15 protein-coding genes are annotated in these 16910 nt (G+C 64.9%); 13 read left to right on the top strand and 2 right to left on the bottom strand.

Features of this window, described 5'->3' with window-relative positions:
* Window positions 1-6: 6 nt before the first annotated feature.
* From AC07R1_RS01445 to AC07R1_RS01415, 7 genes are all read left to right on the top strand, one after another.
* Window positions 7-888: an ABC transporter permease subunit gene (locus AC07R1_RS01445; protein ID WP_162865010.1), complete on the top strand. Its 882-nt coding sequence runs from the start codon at window positions 7-9 to the stop codon at window positions 886-888.
* A complete protein-coding gene (locus tag AC07R1_RS01440; protein ID WP_011060635.1) occupies window positions 885-1781 on the top strand; it encodes an ABC transporter permease subunit in 897 nt (298 codons plus the stop codon). The genes AC07R1_RS01445 and AC07R1_RS01440 overlap by 4 nt, the downstream gene beginning before the upstream one ends.
* Window positions 1782-1917: 136 nt before the next feature.
* On the top strand, window positions 1918-3015 hold the full coding sequence (locus AC07R1_RS01435; protein WP_015635115.1) for a polyamine ABC transporter substrate-binding protein: 1098 nt from the start codon (window positions 1918-1920) through the stop codon (window positions 3013-3015).
* A 341-nt stretch (window positions 3016-3356) separates the two neighbouring features.
* On the top strand, window positions 3357-4463 hold the full coding sequence (locus tag AC07R1_RS01430; RefSeq protein ID WP_495110007.1) for a hypothetical protein: 1107 nt from the start codon (window positions 3357-3359) through the stop codon (window positions 4461-4463).
* A gap of 205 nt (window positions 4464-4668) precedes the next feature.
* Window positions 4669-5193, top strand: coding sequence for a DUF2867 domain-containing protein (locus AC07R1_RS01425; RefSeq protein WP_495110006.1), 525 nt, complete (start codon window positions 4669-4671; stop codon window positions 5191-5193).
* A gap of 31 nt (window positions 5194-5224) precedes the next feature.
* On the top strand, window positions 5225-6394 hold the full coding sequence (gene solA, locus AC07R1_RS01420; protein ID WP_125063136.1) for an N-methyl-L-tryptophan oxidase: 1170 nt from the start codon (window positions 5225-5227) through the stop codon (window positions 6392-6394).
* 168 nt (window positions 6395-6562) lie between these two features.
* Window positions 6563-7003 carry a CBS domain-containing protein gene (locus AC07R1_RS01415; RefSeq protein ID WP_011060630.1) on the top strand — a complete coding sequence of 147 codons (441 nt, stop codon included), beginning with the start codon at window positions 6563-6565 and terminating at the stop codon, window positions 7001-7003.
* A 24-nt stretch (window positions 7004-7027) separates the two neighbouring features.
* Here AC07R1_RS01415 and AC07R1_RS01410 read toward each other — a convergent pair whose 3' ends face one another.
* The gene (locus AC07R1_RS01410) at window positions 7028-7939 is read right to left on the bottom strand and encodes a LysR family transcriptional regulator (RefSeq protein WP_011060629.1); all 912 of its coding nucleotides are present in this window, start codon (window positions 7937-7939) and stop codon (window positions 7028-7030) included.
* A gap of 134 nt (window positions 7940-8073) precedes the next feature.
* Here AC07R1_RS01410 and AC07R1_RS01405 point away from each other — a divergent pair, with 134 nt between their 5' ends.
* The 4 genes from AC07R1_RS01405 (at window position 8074) to AC07R1_RS01390 (ending at window position 14448) form a co-directional block, all read left to right on the top strand.
* The gene (locus tag AC07R1_RS01405) at window positions 8074-9144 is read left to right on the top strand and encodes an AbrB family transcriptional regulator (RefSeq protein WP_041752151.1); all 1071 of its coding nucleotides are present in this window, start codon (window positions 8074-8076) and stop codon (window positions 9142-9144) included.
* A gap of 280 nt (window positions 9145-9424) precedes the next feature.
* Window positions 9425-11650 (top strand): LTA synthase family protein, encoded by a 2226-nt coding sequence (locus AC07R1_RS01400; RefSeq protein ID WP_145714090.1) that lies wholly within the window; start codon window positions 9425-9427, stop codon window positions 11648-11650.
* Window positions 11651-11862: 212 nt separating this feature from the next.
* The gene (locus AC07R1_RS01395) at window positions 11863-13494 is read left to right on the top strand and encodes a methyl-accepting chemotaxis protein (RefSeq protein WP_019092913.1); all 1632 of its coding nucleotides are present in this window, start codon (window positions 11863-11865) and stop codon (window positions 13492-13494) included.
* Window positions 13495-13605: 111 nt separating this feature from the next.
* Window positions 13606-14448 carry an NAD-dependent protein deacetylase gene (locus AC07R1_RS01390; RefSeq protein WP_019092914.1) on the top strand — a complete coding sequence of 281 codons (843 nt, stop codon included), beginning with the start codon at window positions 13606-13608 and terminating at the stop codon, window positions 14446-14448.
* Between the two features lie 3 nt (window positions 14449-14451).
* On the opposite strand, the gene AC07R1_RS01385 is transcribed toward AC07R1_RS01390, so the two are convergent.
* Window positions 14452-15354 carry a LysR family transcriptional regulator gene (locus AC07R1_RS01385; protein ID WP_015635104.1) on the bottom strand — a complete coding sequence of 301 codons (903 nt, stop codon included), beginning with the start codon at window positions 15352-15354 and terminating at the stop codon, window positions 14452-14454.
* Window positions 15355-15506: 152 nt separating this feature from the next.
* On the opposite strand from AC07R1_RS01385, the gene AC07R1_RS01380 reads away from it, so the two are divergent.
* Both AC07R1_RS01380 and AC07R1_RS01375 read left to right on the top strand, forming a co-directional pair.
* Entirely contained in the window at window positions 15507-16205 is a 699-nt protein-coding gene (locus AC07R1_RS01380) for a CoA transferase subunit A (RefSeq protein ID WP_011060621.1), read from the top strand.
* Window positions 16206-16241: 36 nt separating this feature from the next.
* Entirely contained in the window at window positions 16242-16901 is a 660-nt protein-coding gene (locus AC07R1_RS01375; protein ID WP_011060620.1) for a CoA transferase subunit B, read from the top strand.
* Window positions 16902-16910: the final 9 nt, after the last annotated feature.

Raw genomic sequence — 16910 nt, 5'->3', positions numbered from 1 at the left:
CGTATGCTGCCCAGCGGTCGCAAGCTGGTGATCGGCATTCCTTTCCTCTGGCTGTTCCTGTTCTTCATGCTGCCGTTCTTCCTGGTGATGAAGATCAGCTTCTCGGAAGCGGCCCTGGCGATTCCGCCCTACTCGGAGATCTACAGCTACGCCGAACAGAAATTCCAGCTGCTGCTGAACCTCGGCAACTACGCCATGCTGGCCGGCGACGAGCTGTATTTCTCGGCCTACCTGGGTTCGCTGAAGGTGGCCCTGCTGAGCACCCTGATGTGCCTGGTGGTGGGTTTCCCCATGGCCTATGCCATCTCCAAGGCCAGCAAGGAGGCGCAGAACGTCTTGCTGCTGCTGATCATGATGCCGACCTGGACCGCGATCCTGATCCGCGTCTACGCCTGGATGGGCATCCTCAGCAACAACGGCCTGCTCAACAGCTTCCTGATGTGGACCGGGCTGATCAGCCAGCCGCTGGAAATCCTCAATACCAACACCGCGGTGTACATCGGTGTGGTCTACGCCTACCTGCCGTTCATGGTGCTGCCGCTGTACGCCAACCTGGTCAAGCATGACCAGAGCCTGCTGGAAGCCGCTTCGGACCTGGGTTCGAGCAACTTCAACAACTTCTGGAAAATCACCGTGCCCCTGGCCAAGAACGGCATCATTGCCGGCTGCATGCTGGTGTTCATTCCGGTGGTGGGCGAGTTCGTGATTCCGGAACTCTTGGGCGGCCCGGAAACCCTGATGATCGGCCGCGTACTGTGGCAGGAGTTCTTCAACAACCGTGACTGGCCGGTGGCCTCCGCCCTGGCGGTGGTGATGCTGGCGATCCTGATTATCCCGATCTTGCTGTTCAACCGCAGCCAGGCCAAAGAGATGGAGGCACGGGCATGAAACGCTTCGAATTTTCCAAACTGATGCTGGTGCTGGGCCTGCTGTTCATCTACCTGCCGATGCTGATCCTGGTGATCTACTCGTTCAACGCCTCCAAGCTGGTGACAGTGTGGGGCGGCTGGTCGATCAAGTGGTACGTCGGCCTGCTGGACAACCAGCAACTGATGGGCTCGGTAATGCGCTCCCTGGAGATCGCCTGCTACACCGCCATTGCCGCGGTGGCCCTGGGCACCCTGGCGGCCTTCGTGCTGACCCGGGTCACCCGTTTCAAGGGCCGCACGCTGTTCGGCGGCCTGGTCACCGCGCCGCTGGTGATGCCGGAAGTGATCACCGGCCTGTCCTTGCTGCTGCTGTTCGTGGCCATGGCGCAATTGATCGGCTGGCCCATGGAGCGCGGCATCGTCACCATCTGGATCGCCCACACCACATTCTGCGCAGCCTATGTAGCCGTGGTAGTCTCCGCGCGCCTGCGGGAGCTGGACCTGTCCATCGAAGAAGCGGCCATGGACCTGGGAGCGCGACCGTTCAAGGTGTTCTTCCTGATCACCATCCCGATGATCGCGCCGTCACTGGCGGCCGGCGGCATGATGTCCTTCGCCCTGTCCCTGGATGACCTGGTACTGGCTAGCTTCGTTTCCGGCCCGGGTTCCACCACCTTGCCGATGGAAGTGTTCTCGGCGGTGCGCCTGGGGGTCAAGCCGGAGATCAACGCCGTGGCCAGCCTGATCCTGCTGGCGGTGTCCCTGGTGACCTTCCTGGTCTGGTACTTTGGCCGCCGCGCCGAGGCCGCCCGCAAGCGGGCGATCCAGGAGGCCATGGACTTCACCGCCAACGAATCCTGGCAGCCACCGGCAGCGAAAAAACCTGCGGTACGAACACCTGCGACGGCCTAACCGCCTCTTCGCCAGCAAGCTGGCTCCTACGGATAACCCAAACCTGTAGGAGCCAGCTTGCTGGCGAAAAAGGCTCACCCCGAACCCTCGAGTTGCACACGCAGCAATCTGCACAATAAGAAATGGAGTTGTAGTGATGAAAATGCTTGGCAGGACTCTGCTCTCACTGTCCTTGATGGGCGCAATGGTTACCGGCGCTCAAGCCAACGACAAAGTGCTGCGCGTCTACAACTGGTCGGACTACATCGCCCCGGACACCCTGAAGAAGTTCGAGGCCGAGACCGGCATCCACGTCACCTACGACGTCTTCGACAGCAACGAAACCCTGGAAGCGCGCCTGCTCACCGGCAAGTCCGGCTACGACATCGTGGTGCCGTCCAACAGCTTCCTGGCCAAGCAGATCAAGGCCGGGGTCTACCAGGAACTGGACAAGTCCCGCTTGCCCAACTGGAAGAACCTCAACCCGGTGCTGCTGAAAAACGCCTCCGCCAGCGACCCGGACAACGCCCATGCCTTTCCCTACATGTGGGGCTCGATCGGCATCGGCTACAACCCGGACAAGGTCAAGGCGGCCCTGGGCGCCGACGCCCCGACCAACTCCTGGGACCTGCTGTTCAAGCCGGAGAACGCCGAGAAGCTCAAGGCCTGCGGCATCAGCTTCCTCGACTCGCCCACCGAGATGCTCCCCGCCGCCCTGCACTACCTGGGCTACCCGGTGACCAGCAAGGACAAGGCGCAGATCCTCGAAGCCGAAGCCCTGTTCATGAAGATCCGTCCTTCGGTGACCTACTTCCACTCCTCCAAGTACATCTCCGACCTGGCCAACGGCAACATCTGCGTGGCCGTGGGTTATTCCGGCGACGTGCTGCAGGCCCGTTCCCGCGCCGAAGAGGCCGGCAACAAGGAGAAGGTCGCGTTCAGCATTCCCAAGGAAGGCGCCGGCAGCTTCTACGACATGATGGCCATCCCCAAGGACGCCACCAACGTCGACAACGCCTACCTGTTCATGAATTTCCTGATGCGCGCGGACATCATCGCCGAGGTCACCAACAGCCTGGGCTACAGCAACGCCAACGCGGCGGCCACGCCGCTGGTGGACGAAGCGATCCGCAACGACCCGGCGTCCTACCCGCCCCAGGCCGTACTGGCCACCCTCTACGCAGTACCGGACCAGCCGATCGCCATCCAGCGCGTGATGAACCGCGGCTGGACCAGGATCAAGCTGGGCAAATGACTCAAGCTGCCCGCCGCTGGCGGGCACCGCTCGCCTTTTTCCGTTCACGTCGCGCCTTACCACCGCGACACTCCTGCGAACGGCTTCACCCGGCTCCCTCGGTTGGGGTGAATCCTTGGCGCCTTCGGGCGCCTTTTTTGCGTTCCCTGCAGCCGCTGGCGCAGGCGCGAATGGCTGGAGCGACATAGGCGATCCCGGCAACAGAGGGTCCTGCGGCCCCTTTCGCAGCCTCGCTAACGCTCGGCAGCGACTACAGCTGGCAGACAGCCATTACTTTGGCTAGATTCAGCCGACACGGCTCCCCTCCCACTTCGTACAATGACCGCCACAGGTCCTTCGACATGCATGCAACCTTACGTGCGCTCTTGCTGGCTTCTGCCTTGTTCCCGCTGTACGCCAGCGCCGCACCACCGGTGCTGGCGCTGGTGGCCCTGCCCTCTACGGCCAAGCCGGCGCCGGGCAGCGAACACTCCATCGGCAACATGCCGCTGGCGACCTCGCAGCAGGGCCTGGGCCTGTGCTTCAGCCACAGCGCGGCGGCGGTATTCAACTATTACCAGTGCCAGGCGGCCAAGGAAGACTGCACCCGCATCGACAAGAACCAGCTGGCGGCGCCCCTGGACATGGCACGCTTTGGCCGCAAACCCACGGGCGAGGTAGACAGCGTCGCCTCCTACGAGGACATCGACGAGGGCGGTGACCCGCTCTACACCCTGGAAACCGCGGCCCTGATGGTGGGCTCCGTGGTGTCCCAGGCGTGCTTTTCCGAAGAGAAACTGTTCAAGGACAAGTTCGTGCCCAGCGGCGCCATCAGCGCCGAGGACGTCAAGGCCCAGCGCGCAGTACTCAAAGCGCTGGAGGACTTCTATCAGCAGAACCGGCTCAAGGCCCCCTGTACCGAGTGTGTCGCCAGCGCGACGCAGGTGGCCGAACTCCAGGCCATCTACGCCACCACCCGCGATCCCCGGGGCATCGCCCAGGCCCTGGGCAAGCCGCACTTCGGCGGTTTTTTCTCGGCCATCATCATCCCCCCCGAATGCCGGCGCCTGAGCCGCCGGGCACTCTTCGAACTCCAGGACAAGCTGCAGATCCGCGCCCTGCCGGAAACGGCCGCGCAGAACAACTTCGCCGGCCTGTACCCGGCGCTGAAACAGGCGATCGATGCCGACAACCCGGTGATCATTGCCAACGTCTGCCTGTATCGCGGCGCCAAGCAGAAAAAATGCCCCGAGCAGTACCGGCACAGCCTGGTGGCCTACGCACATGCCCGTCTGTGTACGCCCCAGGGCCAGTGCCAGGAAGGGCTCAAGGTGCTCAACAGCTGGGGCGAGCAATGGCAGAACCACGAGGGCCAGCAATGGTTCGATGCCCGGCGCCTGCTGGACAGCACCGGCTATGGCAAGCAGAGCATTGGCTGGCTGGAACACAGGAGCGCGGACCAGGACTGAGCAGCCCGGCGGGTCCCGAGGGTTCCTGCTCGCACCGGCCCCCTTCGGGCTGATAACAGCCGAATCCCGGCGCGGCCATTGCCCAGCGGCAACTGGCCGCTACACAACAGCAGGTTCCTCGCCTCAGGAAGTGGTATTTTTTGCGGCTTCTGGCGTGGCTGATCGGCATGAAGCCAAGGCCGCCAACTTTCAGGGAGCTGCACCGATGAAGTCTGCCGTACACCCTTGCCCGTTGCCCCATGACTCCAGCATCGCGGCCCTGGCCCCGGGTGCCACCTTCATCGACTGCCGCCGCACCCTGGCCGAGGACCCCGAACGCAGCGCCATGCGTCACCTGCTGTGCCTGATGAGCCAGACCCCGGCCTGGATCGACCGCCTGATGGGCCTGCGCAACCGCGTGGTGCAGCTGTTCGGCCTCAAGGACCTGGGGCGCCTGACCCGCATCGACCTGTCGCGCCCCGACGAGGATTACCAGCCCGGCGACCGGGTGGGTATCTTCACCCTGATTTCCCAGAGCCCTGACGAGGTGCTGGTGGTGGACCGCGACAAGCACCTGGACGTGCACCTGTCGCTCAACCGCCTGCCGCTGGACGCCGAGGGCCGGCGCCCGGTGGTGCTGTCCACCGTGGTCCACCCGCACAACCGCCTGGGGCGCCTGTACATGCTGCCGGTGGCGCCGTTCCACCGGATCATCGCGCCCATGACCCTGGCCACTATCAATAACCAATAACTGCTGAGCCTTCCATCCCAAGGATCTTGCCGTGCACACACCGGATTTCGATGTTGTAGTCGTAGGCCTGGGCGCCATGGGCGCCGCCACCCTCTATCAACTGGCCAAGCGCGGGGTAAGGGTGGCGGGCATCGACCGCTTCGCCCCGCCCCACGACCTGGGCTCCAGCCACGGCGACACCCGCATCACCCGCCAGGCGGTGGGCGAAGGCGCGGCCTACGTGCCCCTGGCGATCCGCTCGCAGCAGATCTGGCGCGAACTGGAGGCGGAGCTGGATGTGCAGTTGTTCGAGCAATGCGGGGTGCTGGTGATGACCGCCAGCACCGACCCGCAGCGCCCGGCAGAGGCCCGGGACTTCACCGACAACAGCATCGAGCTGGCCCGGCGCTATGGCATCGAGCACCAGGAGCTGGACGCCGCCGAGATCCGCCGGCGCTTCCCGCAGTTCGCCCCGCTGGATGACAGCGCCCGGGGCTACTTCGAACCCGGCGGCGGCTTTGTCCGCCCGGAACGCTGCATCGATGCGCAACTGACCCGGGCCCGGCAACTGGGGGCAACCCTGATCACCGGTCAGACAGTGCTGGAGCTGGACGCCCAGGATGACGGGGTGCACATCATCAGCGACGGCTCGCGGCTGTTTGCTCGACAGGTCATCGTCAGCGCCGGCATGTGGTCGGCGCAGTTGCTGGGGGCGCCCTTCGATTCGCTGTTGCAGGTGTGCCGCCAGCAGCTGTACTGGTTCCGCCTGGATGAGCCCGAGCGCTACCCGGCCCGCTCCCCGAGCTTCATTCTCCACAGCGCCGATGACGTGGACGCCTGCTACGGCTTCCCGCCGATTCCCGGCGAAGGCAGCGTGAAGATCGCCACCGAGCAGTACAGCGCCAGCAGCCAGCCGGACAGCCTCGACCGCCAGCCCAGCAGCGCCGACGCCCAGCGCCTGTTCCACAAACTGATCGCCCCCCATATCGCCGGGCTGGCCCCCGAGTTGGTGAAGGCCAGTGTCTGTGCCTACACCGTGACCCCGGATTCGGGGTTCATCATCGACCGCCACCCGCGCCTGGCCAATGTCACCGTGGTCAGCGCCTGTTCCGGCCATGGCTTCAAGCATTCGGCGGCGATTGGCGAAGCCCTGGCCCAGCAGCACGTGGACGGCTGCAGCGAAATCGACCTGGAAAGTTTTTCTCTGCACCGCTTCAACTGACGGCAACGGCCCCTTTATCGGCGCCGTGGTGAAAAAAATCCTCGGGGTGACGTTTTTCGCCGTTTATCTGCCGTTTTCAGCCTTGCTGGTTGGCCGAGTCTCTACGATTCTTTAGAAACCCCTCAGGGCGGCGCATCGCCGCCCCACGTAGAACAACCGGAGCGCCCCATGAAGAGCGTCGCAGAACTGCTGAAACTCAAGGCCAAGCACAACCAGCAAGTGCACACCATCGCCCCGCACCAGATGGTCCTGGAGGCGCTGATGGTGATGGCCGAGAAAAACGTCGGCGCCTTGCCGGTGCTGGAGAATGGCGTGGTGGTCGGGGTCATCAGCGAGCGCGACTACGCGCGCAAGCTGGTGCTCCACGGGCGCTCCTCGGTGGGCACCCCGGTCAGCGCGATCATGAGCTCGCCGGTAATCACCGTGGACTCGCACCAGAGCGTGGACACCTGCATGAACATCATGACCGACAGCCACCTGCGCCACCTGCCGGTGGTGGAAAACGGCCAGTTGCTGGGCCTGCTGTCCATCGGCGACCTGGTCAAGGAAGCGATCGCCGAACAGGCCGACCTGATCCGCCAGCTGGAGCAGTACATCCGCGGCGAATGACCCCAGGCCCTGCGCCGCCCTGGCTCACAGGGCGTCACCCGCCGTGAAGAATTGCCGCCCATCGCTCTTGAGCAGATCCAGCAGGGCCTGGGCTGCGGGCGACAGGTAGCCTTCGGCGCGTACCAGCACCACGATGCTGCGGCGCATGCAGGTTTGCGCCAGGGGCACTTCCCGCAGGTGGGCGATGCCCTTGAAGTCGTCCAGGGTTTCCCGGGCCAGAAAACTCAGCAGCCCGGTCTTGGCGATCAGCCGCGGCAACAGGGAGATGGTGTTGGTCTCTATCTGCACCGAGGGCAGCGGCAGTTCATGGCTCTGGAACACGTTGTCGATCCAGCGTCGCGCCGACACCCGGGTGCCCGGCAGCACCCAGCGGTAGGCGCACAAGTCGCGCAGGCGCATGGGCGTGGCGAATATCGGGTGGTCGCGGCTGGCCACCACCACCGCCCGGTCTTCGAACAGGGTGTGGTGGCTCAGGTGCGGGTCGCCTTCGAACATCGGGCAGATGACCATGTCCAGGCGCCCGGAGCGCAGGGACTCGCGCAACAGGTCGTCCTGGCCGATCACCAGGTTCAAGGTGATGTCCGGGGCCCGCTCCAGCAAGGTGGCGGTCATCTGCGGCAGCAGGTGTTCGGCCATGCTGGCGGCGCAGCCCAGGCGGATGTTGCCGAGCACGCCGCTGGCGAAGTCCCGCACCTCGCGGTGGGTCTCGGCGATGTTCTGCTGCAGTTGCCGGCTGCGCCGCTGCAGCAACTCACCCACGGCGGTGAGCTTGATGCCGCGGCCTTCACGCTCGAACAGCTTGGTGCCGAAGGACTCCTCCAGGCGCTGGATGCTCTTGGTCAGCGCCGGCTGGCTGCGGTTGAGCTTCTGCGCCGCCCGGCCCAGGTGGCCGAGCTCGGCGATGGTGTCGAAATAGGTCAGGTCGCGCAGGTCCATGATCGATCAACAATAGTTATGAGTTGATCACAATTAGAAACTGGACTTGATCAATCGCGCTATCAATAATTTGCTCCGGCGCAGGTTTTACCGCTCCCGCAACAGGAGTGGCCAGCGTCTTGGAGAGTCGTCCCTTGTCGCCATCGCTTCGTCTATCCCTGAATACCTGGCCCCAGGCGCTGCAATGGCCGGCCTGGCTGTTGCTGGCCGGCATAAGCGGCCAGTTGCTCAAGTACCTGGAGATTCCCGCCGGGCAGTTTCTCGGGCCGATGCTCACGGCGATCCTGTTTGGCGTGTGCGGTGCCAGCATCCGCGTGCCGCGCCTGGCGTTTCGCCTGGGCCAGGGCTCGGTGGGCATGCTCGCCGCCCACTCCATGACCCTCGCCGTGCTCACGGCCATGCTCCAGTCCTGGCACGTGATGCTGGTGGCCACCCTGCTCACCGTCAGCCTCAGCGCCCTGGTGGGCCTGGTGCTGGTGCGCTTCGGCGCGATTGCCGCCAGCACCGCGGCCTGGGGCACGGCGCCCGGTGCGGCCTCGGCCATGGTGTCGATGGCCGACGAGTTCGGCGCCGACTCACGGGTGGTGGCCACCATGCAATACGTGCGGGTGGTGTGCGTGGTGATGGTCGGGGCCCTCGTCAGCCACTGGATCGGCGCTCCGGCCAGCGGCAGCGAGGCCCACGCCAGCCAGATGGCCCTGCACGGCATGAGCCTGCCGAATGTTGGCCTGAGCATCGTGGCGATCGTCTGCGGTGTGCTCCTGGGTTCGCGGGTGCCTGCCGGGGCCCTGCTGGTGCCGCTGCTGCTGGGCGGCGCGCTGCAGGTCAGCGGGCTGTTGCAGATCAGCCTGCCGTCCTGGCTGCTGGCCTGTGCCTACGGCGCCATCGGCGGCTATATCGGCCTGCGCTTCGACCGCCCGACCCTGAGCTATGTGTTCGGCCACCTGCCGGCGATGATCGGCGGCGCCCTGCTGCTGATCGCCCTCTGTGCCCTCTCTGCCTGGGGGCTGGCCCTGTGGATGGGCAAGGACTTTCTCTCGGTCTACCTGGCCACCAGCCCCGGCGGCCTGGACGCCATGGCGATCATCGCGGTGGACACCCATTCGGATGTCGGCCTGGTGCTGGCGATGCAGACCCTGCGCCTGTTCGCGGTGATTGTCAGCGGCGCGTTTTTCGCCCGGCTGATCATCAAGTGGTCGCGATAGGTGCCGGAGCAAGCTCCCCTGCCCCCCCCTTACAGTGCTTGCCCTTGATTGATCGGCATCAGCACCCAAGGCACATTTTTTTAACAACCTGAAATAGTAAATCCAAGCGGTGTGAAACCTGCCCCTGTTCGCCGCCAGCCTTCCAGGCTGGGGCTTTGCACGGATTCCACCGCCTCTTGGGGGCGATTCGCAAAGCCTGACCCCAGGTCTTTCCTTGACGATTAAGAAACGTCTTGCCGTCAGCTCTTGTTAAGATCGCGCACATTTGCGTGAAGATTTGATGACAGGCAGGTTATTTGTGAAGTTGATCCGTCGTTGCCTACAACACCCTCTTGCCCCCCTGTGCGCCCTGTTCGGCCTGCTGTTGCTGCTGCCCATGGGCGCGCGCCTGGCCCTGGGCTGGTCCAACCCGCTGGGCTATCTGTCGGACCTGGCCAGCGCCAGCCTGCTGACCGTACTCCTGTACCGCCGGCCCTGGTGGCTGGCGCTGCCGGTGCTGCTGGTCTGGGCCCTGCTGACCCTGGTCAGCGCCGAGCTGGTAAGCGCCGTGGGGCGCATGCCCAACCTCGCCGACCTGCACTACCTTGTGGACCCGCAGTTTGTCGGCAACTCCACCGGCGGCGGCCTGACCCACCCGGACCTGGGCCTGGCGCTGTTGCTGGGGCTGGTGTTGTGGCTGGTGGTCCAGCGCGCCCACCGCGGGGTGCGCCCCCCGGCACTGCCGCGCCATAGCTGGAGCCTGCCGGTGCTGTTGCTGGTGGCCCACGGCGGCATCCAGTACCTCAAGCCCAGCGAAGCCGACCAGTGGCAACTGTTCAACCTGCCCCACCAGGCCCTGGCCACCGCCACCGGCCAGGCGCAGATGCAGGTGGAGGACTGGCTGCAAGGCGACGTCGCCGATGTCCCACCGCCCATGGCCGGGCTCACCCGCCTGGACCTGGAAGGCCAGCCGCTGCTGCCCAGCGCAGGCCGCGCGCGCAACGTGCTGCTGATCACCCTCGAAGGCATTCCCGGTGCCTATATCCGCACCAACCGCGAAGCCCTGAACAGCCGCTACCAGGAAGACCTGATGCCCAAGCTCAGCGCCTGGGCCGAGCGCGGCATGAACACCCCGGACTACGTGCTGCACAGCCACCAGACCATCCGCGGCCTGTACGCCATGCTCTGCGGCGACTACGACAAGCTCGACAACGGCACCCCCAAGGGCGTCGAGATGCTCACCCAGAGCCAGCGCAACCAGGCCTGCCTGCCGGCGCAGATGCACAAGTTCGGTTTCAACACCCACTACCTGCAGGGCGCCGGCCTGCGCTTCATGGCCAAGGACAAGATCATGCCGCACATCGGCTTCGATTCGACCCACGGCCTGGAGTGGTTCAAGAACGACAACTACCTGGAGTTCCCCTGGGGCAAGGACGACAAGGCCTTCTTCGAAGGCGCCCTGGGCTACGTCGACCAGCTGAAGAAGAACAAGAAGCCGTGGATGCTCACCCTGCTGACCGTCGGCACCCACCAGCCCTACTCGGCGCCCGAGGACTACCTGGAGCGCTATGAGACGCCGAAGCAGGCCGCCGTGGGCTACCTGGACGACGCCATCGACCAGTTCCTCACGGGCCTGGAGCGCAAGGGCGTGCTCAAGGACACCCTGGTGATCATTACCTCCGATGAGTCCCACGGCATCGACGGCGTGCGCCTGGCTTCGTCCTGGGGCTTCAACCTGATGCTCGCCCCGGACCAGGACCTGCTGCCCCATCTCAAGTCCGGCACCTACGGCCACGTCGACCTCAGCGCCTCGGTGCTGGACTACTTCGGCCTGCCGGTGCCCGCCAGCCTCAGCGGCCGCTCGCTGTTGCGCGACTATGCCCAGGGCCGGGAAATCATGTCCTACACCAACGGCAAGCTGCGCTACCACGATGGCCAGGGCACCTTCACCGAGTGCGACTTCCAACAGCGCTGCCGCTACTACGCCAGCCCCGGTTTCATCGCCGACAGCGCCAGCCTGCAGGGTCAATACGGAGGCCTGCGGGCCCGGCAGATCAGCGCGCGTGCGGCGAACCTGGACCGCAGCCTGCTGCAGTCGCCGCTGAACCAGCACTACCAGTTCGGCAGCCCGGCGATCATCCCGCTGCAGGCGCAGATCAAGGACGACTGGGCCGACAACCTGATCGGCGCCCAGTACCTGGAAATGCCCAAGGGCTCCCAGACCCGGGTGCGCTTCACCGTGCGCTCCGCCGACCCGCAGCAAAATGCCTACATCCTGCTCAAGGGCAAGGAACTGGAACAGGACGTGCCCCTGGGCCTGCCGGAAGAAATGCTGGTCACACCCGACCAGCCGTTGCAGATGGACTTCAGCTTCGACAACCCGGAAACCCGCAAGGCCTTCTCCTTCCACCTGCTGGGCTATGGCCTGGGGGCGGTGGAAGTCAGCGACTTCAGCGTGATCACCGAGTTGCCGGGGCAGACCGAAAGCGTCGACCCCGAAGAAGACAGCAACGCCCACTCCAGCTGACCCCTGCCGCACGCCGAGCCGCCCCCCTTGGGGCGATGCTCGGCGCGCCCTTCTGCATGCCCCGCAAAAATATTTTCCTGTACATGAAACTTTTTTTGTATAGGAAAAGTCGGACCGTTGATGTCATTTAAATATCATTGAGCTATCACGCTGCCTCATCGAGGCACGCCCCTGTGAAGCATTCAGTCAACGGTTTAGGAGCGGTCCTTCCTATGTTTTCCAATCTGAGCATTTCGCAAAAGCTCTATGCCGGTTTCGGCGTCGTCCTGCTGATCCTCCTGCTGCTGGTGCTGGCGGCCCTGCGCGGCTTCGATCAAGTCAGCAGCAGCGTCAAAAGCACCATCCACAGCCATGAAGTGCTGAACCAGTCCGACGCCCTCTTGCGCAGCCTGATCAATATCGAGACCGGCATGCGCGGTTATGCCCTGACCGGTCGCGACAGCTTCCTCGAACCTCTGGAACAAGGCGAAAAAGCCTTTACCGACTACTACGCCCGGATCAAGAGCAGCACCGCCGACAACCCCGAGCAGCAGGCGCGCCTGGAGCGACTCAAGGCCCTGCACGACCAGTGGCTGCGCGAGGACATCCAGGGCAACCTGGCCCTGCGCCGGGCGATCAACGCCGGGACTCAGCCGGCCACCGCCATGGCCGAGCAGATCAGCGCCGGCCGCGACAAGGCCAAGATGGACGCCATGCGCCAGCTCACCAGTGAGTTGCGCGAAGCGGAAAAAAGCCTGCAGGACGCCCGCAGCCAGGCCATGGACAACGCCAAGGCTTCGGCCCTGGCGATCCTGCTCGGCGGCGGCATGCTGGCGGCACTGCTGGCCATGCTCGTTGCCTGGTCGCTGTCGAGCAACCTGGTGGGACGCATCCGCCAGTCCGTGGAAGTGGCCGAGGCCATCGCCGCCGGCCACCTGGACAACCGCATCAGCACCCAGGGGCGCGATGAAGTCAGCGAGCTGCAGCAGGCTTTCGCCGCCATGCAGGAGCGCCTGCGGTCGATGATCAGCCAGATCAAGCTGGGAGCCGAGCAACTGGTGAGCGCCTCCCAGAGCATTTCCAGTGCCTCGCTGCAGCTCTCGGCATCGGCCCAGGAACAGTCCCACTCGGCCTCATCCATGGCCGCCACGGTGGAAGAACTGACGGTGAGCATCAACCATGTGGCGGACAACGCCGGGGACGCTCATGCCCTGTCCAGCGAATCCGGGCGCCAGTCCGAGGAAGGCGGCAGCGTGATCCAGGACACCCTGGGCAGCATGCGTCTGATCGCCGAGACCGTGCAGGCTTCGGCCACCCAGATCGGTGAACTGGGCCAGCATGCCGAACAGATCTCCAGCATTGTCAGTGTGATCAAGGGCATTGCCGAGCAAACCAACCTGCTGGCCCTCAATGCGGCCATCGAGGCCGCCCGGGCCGGCGAGCAAGGCCGTGGCTTTGCCGTGGTCGCCGATGAAGTGCGCCTGCTGGCCCAGCGCACGGCCAATTCGACCCAGGAGATCACCGAGATGGTCGACAAGATCCAGCTGGGCACCCGGGAAGCGGTGAGCAGCATGGACGTCGGAGTCAATCAGGTGAAAAGCGGCGTCGAACAGGCCCAGCAGGCCGGCGAGGCCATCGTCAATATCCGCACCTCCTCCGGCAATGTGGTGCGGGTGGTGGACCAGATCTCCCTGGCCCTGCGGGAACAGACCGCCGCCAGCCAGGATGTGGCGCGCAACGTCGAGCGCATTGCCCAGATGTCCCAGCAGAACAGCCAGGCCGTGGAGGAAACCACCGAGACCGCCCGCTCCCTGCAGCAACTGGCGCAAAACCTGGAGCAGCAGGTGAACGTGTTCAGGCTGTAGATCTGGTGCCCTCGCCGGGGCGACCGCCCAGCCATCGACGCAAAACCCTGGCATCCCCGGGGTTTTGCGTTTATTCCTGATAACCGTCCCCTCTACAGACGAGCGCAGCCCATGATCGATCGCCCCACTGCCCCGCCGCTCGAACAACTCGCCGCCGCCATGCACGGCAAGCCGTTCATGGTCCTCACCGGCGCCGGTATCAGCACCCCGTCGGGGATCCCCGACTACCGCGACAGCGAGGGCGTGCGCCGTGGCCGCCAGCCGATGATGTACCAGGAATTCCTCGCCCAGCCCGAAGCCCGTCGCCGCTACTGGGCCCGGGCCATGCTCGGCTGGCCGCGCATTCGCCAGGCCCGACCGAATGCCGCGCACCAGGCGTTGGCGCAATTGCAGGCCGCAGGCCGGATCGCCGGGGTGATCACTCAGAATGTCGATGCCCTGCACGACGAGGCCGGCAGCCTGGAGGTCATCGAGCTCCACGGCAGCCTGCAGCGGGTCTTGTGCCTGGACTGCGGCCAGCGCAGCCAGCGGGAGGCCATCCAGCAGCAACTGGAGGCGCACAACCCTTACCTGGCCGGCGTTGACGCGGTGCAGGCGCCGGACGGCGACACCCTGCTGGACCCGGCCTTCGAGGAACGCTTTCAGGTGCCCCACTGCCCCTACTGCAATGGCTCGCGATTGAAACCCGATGTGGTGTTCTTCGGCGAGAACGTGGCCGCGGCCACCGCTGCCCGGGCCTTGAGCGCCGTGCACGAAGCCGCAGGCCTGCTGGTGGTGGGTTCGTCGCTGATGGCCTATTCGGCGTTCCGCCTGTGCCGCGCCGTGGCCGAGCAAGGCAAGCCGCTGCTGGCCATCAACTTCGGCAAGACCCGCGCCGACGAGCTGCTGGACCTCAAGCTCGGCGAGCCCTGTGACCTGTTGCTGCCCCAGTTGGCCGAACGTCTGCTGCGTTGAGCCTCAGAGTAGCGCCAGGCGCTGGCCGAGGTTTTCCTCGCGCAGGATGTCGAACAGCGCCTGGGCCGCGGTGGACAGCTCGTCCCCCGGCTTGGTCAGTACACCAATGGCCCGCTCCACCACCGGATCATGCAGGGTCAGGCAGTGCCCGCCCAGCTCGCGCATCTGCTGGGCGCACAGCGCCGGCACCGCACTCACCCCCAGGCCGCTGGCGACCATGCGCCCCACGGTCGCCAACTGGTGGCTTTCAAACTCCACCGGCAGTTGCACGCCCCGTGCCCGCAGGTGATCTTCGAGCATCACCCGCACCGTGGACGGCCGCTGCAAGGTGATGAAGGGCTCCTGCAACAGCGCCTGCCAGTCGATCTCGCTGCGCCGGGCCAGGGGCGAATCCCGGGGCACCACGGCGACAAAGCGGTCGATGTACAGCGGGGTGAACACCAGCGAGGTGCTGTCCTGGGGCTCGAACGCCACCCCCAGCTCCACCTCGCGATCACGGACCATCTCCAGCACCTGCTCGTTGACCACATCGTTGACCGTCACGTTGACCTGGGGATAGCGGGCCCGAAAGTGCTTGAGGATCGGCGGCAGCAGGTTGCCGGCAAAGGACGGCATCGCCGCCAGGGTCACCCGGCCTCGCTGCAGGGTGAAACGCTGGCGCAGTTCGTCCTCGGCGTTGTCCCAGTCGGCGATCAGACGCCGCGCCAGGGGCAGCAGGGCCTCGCCTTCCGGGGTCAGGGCCACATTGCGCGTATTGCGCGTGAACAGGCGCCCACCCAGGCCTTCCTCCAGCGCCTTGATCGTCAGGCTCAGGGCCGACTGCGACAGGTGCAGCCGTTCGCAGGCCAGGGCAAAGCTCAAACTGTGGGCCACGGCCAGAAATGCCCGTATCTGTTTAACCGTCATCTGCCATTCTCTTGGGTGTATGCCGCCCTGGATTATGCTGCTTTTCCAATCAATCAACCTTAAAAATCAACTTAACAAATCAATCCCGCGGCGCAACACTGGCCCGCAAACGGCTGGCCAGCCGCCAACGAACAAGAAAGAGGAAGGTGCAAATGGCAGGTTTCGACAAGCGCGTGGCGTCCTACGAGGAAGCCCTGGAAGGTCTGCAAGACGGCATGACCGTGATCGCCGGCGGCTTCGGCCTGTGCGGTATCCCCGAAAACCTGATCGCCGAGATCAAGCGCCGCGGTACCCGCGACCTGACCGTGGTGTCCAACAACTGCGGGGTCGACGGTTTCGGCCTGGGCGTGCTCCTGGAAGACCGCCAGATCAGCAAGGTGATCGCTTCCTACGTGGGTGAAAACGCCCTGTTCGAGAAGCAGTTGCTCAGCGGCGAGATCGAAGTGGTACTGACCCCCCAGGGCACCCTGGCGGAAAAAATGCGCGCCGGCGGCGCCGGGATCCCGGCCTTCTTCACCGCCACCGGCGTCGGCACCCCGGTGGCCGACGGCAAGGAAACCCGCGAATTCAAGGGCCGCACCTACCTGATGGAAGAGTCCATCACCGGTGACTTCGCCATCGTCAAGGGCTGGAAGGCCGACCACTTCGGCAACGTGGTCTACCGCCACACCGCGCAGAACTTCAACCCCCTGGCGGCCACCGCCGGCAAGATCACCGTGGTCGAAGTGGAAGAAATCGTCGAACCGGGCGAGCTGGACCCGACGCAGATCCACACCCCCGGCATCTACGTCGACCGGGTCATCTGCGGCACCTTCGAGAAGCGCATCGAACAGCGCACCGTGCGCAAGTGATCGCCCTTCCCCAGCCCGACTAAAAGGACAACAAACATGGCTCTTACCCGCGAACAAATGGCTCAGCGCGTCGCCCGCGAACTGCAGGACGGCTTCTACGTCAACCTTGGCATCGGCATCCCGACCCTGGTGGCCAACTACATCCCCGACGGCATGGAAGTCATGCTGCAGTCGGAAAACGGCCTCCTGGGCATGGGCGCCTTCCCCACCGAGGACGAAGTCGACGCCGACATGATCAACGCCGGCAAACAGACGGTGACCGCGCGCATCGGCGCCTCGATCTTCTCGTCCGCCGAATCCTTCGCGATGATCCGCGGCGGCCATATCGACCTGACCGTGCTCGGCGCCTTCGAAGTGGACGTGCAGGGCAATATCGCCTCGTGGATGATCCCCGGCAAGCTGGTCAAGGGCATGGGCGGCGCCATGGACCTGGTGGCCGGTGCCGAGAACATCATCGTCACCATGACCCACGCCTCGAAAGACGGCGAATCCAAATTGCTCAGCCGTTGCAGCCTGCCGCTGACCGGCGCCCAGTGCATCAAGCGCGTGCTCACCGACCTTGCGTACCTGGAGATCGAGAACGGCGCCTTCATCCTCAAGGAGCGCGCCCCCGGGGTCAGCGTCGAGGAAATCGTCAGCAAGACCGCCGGCAAGCTGATCGTGCCGGACCACGTGCCTGAAATGCAGTTCGCCTGAGGAGCCCCA

The sequence above is a fragment of the Pseudomonas sp. GW821-FHT07F01 genome, from assembly GCF_059418825.1.
The sequence above is the reverse complement of the archived record's forward strand: the minus strand, read 5'-3'. Positions and strand labels throughout refer to the sequence as shown.

Coding starts and splice junctions, on each gene's coding strand:
- AC07R1_RS01440 (WP_011060635.1), top strand. CDS start 885: ATGAAACGCTTCGAATTTTCCAAACTGATGCTGGTGCTGGGCCTGCTG.
- AC07R1_RS01435 (WP_015635115.1), top strand. CDS start 1,918: ATGAAAATGCTTGGCAGGACTCTGCTCTCACTGTCCTTGATGGGCGCA.
- AC07R1_RS01430 (WP_495110007.1), top strand. CDS start 3,357: ATGCATGCAACCTTACGTGCGCTCTTGCTGGCTTCTGCCTTGTTCCCG.
- AC07R1_RS01425 (WP_495110006.1), top strand. CDS start 4,669: ATGAAGTCTGCCGTACACCCTTGCCCGTTGCCCCATGACTCCAGCATC.
- AC07R1_RS01415 (WP_011060630.1), top strand. CDS start 6,563: ATGAAGAGCGTCGCAGAACTGCTGAAACTCAAGGCCAAGCACAACCAG.
- AC07R1_RS01410 (WP_011060629.1), bottom strand. CDS start 7,939: ATGGACCTGCGCGACCTGACCTATTTCGACACCATCGCCGAGCTCGGC.
- AC07R1_RS01400 (WP_145714090.1), top strand. CDS start 9,425: ATGACAGGCAGGTTATTTGTGAAGTTGATCCGTCGTTGCCTACAACAC.
- AC07R1_RS01395 (WP_019092913.1), top strand. CDS start 11,863: ATGTTTTCCAATCTGAGCATTTCGCAAAAGCTCTATGCCGGTTTCGGC.
- AC07R1_RS01390 (WP_019092914.1), top strand. CDS start 13,606: ATGATCGATCGCCCCACTGCCCCGCCGCTCGAACAACTCGCCGCCGCC.
- AC07R1_RS01385 (WP_015635104.1), bottom strand. CDS start 15,354: ATGACGGTTAAACAGATACGGGCATTTCTGGCCGTGGCCCACAGTTTG.
- AC07R1_RS01380 (WP_011060621.1), top strand. CDS start 15,507: ATGGCAGGTTTCGACAAGCGCGTGGCGTCCTACGAGGAAGCCCTGGAA.
- AC07R1_RS01375 (WP_011060620.1), top strand. CDS start 16,242: ATGGCTCTTACCCGCGAACAAATGGCTCAGCGCGTCGCCCGCGAACTG.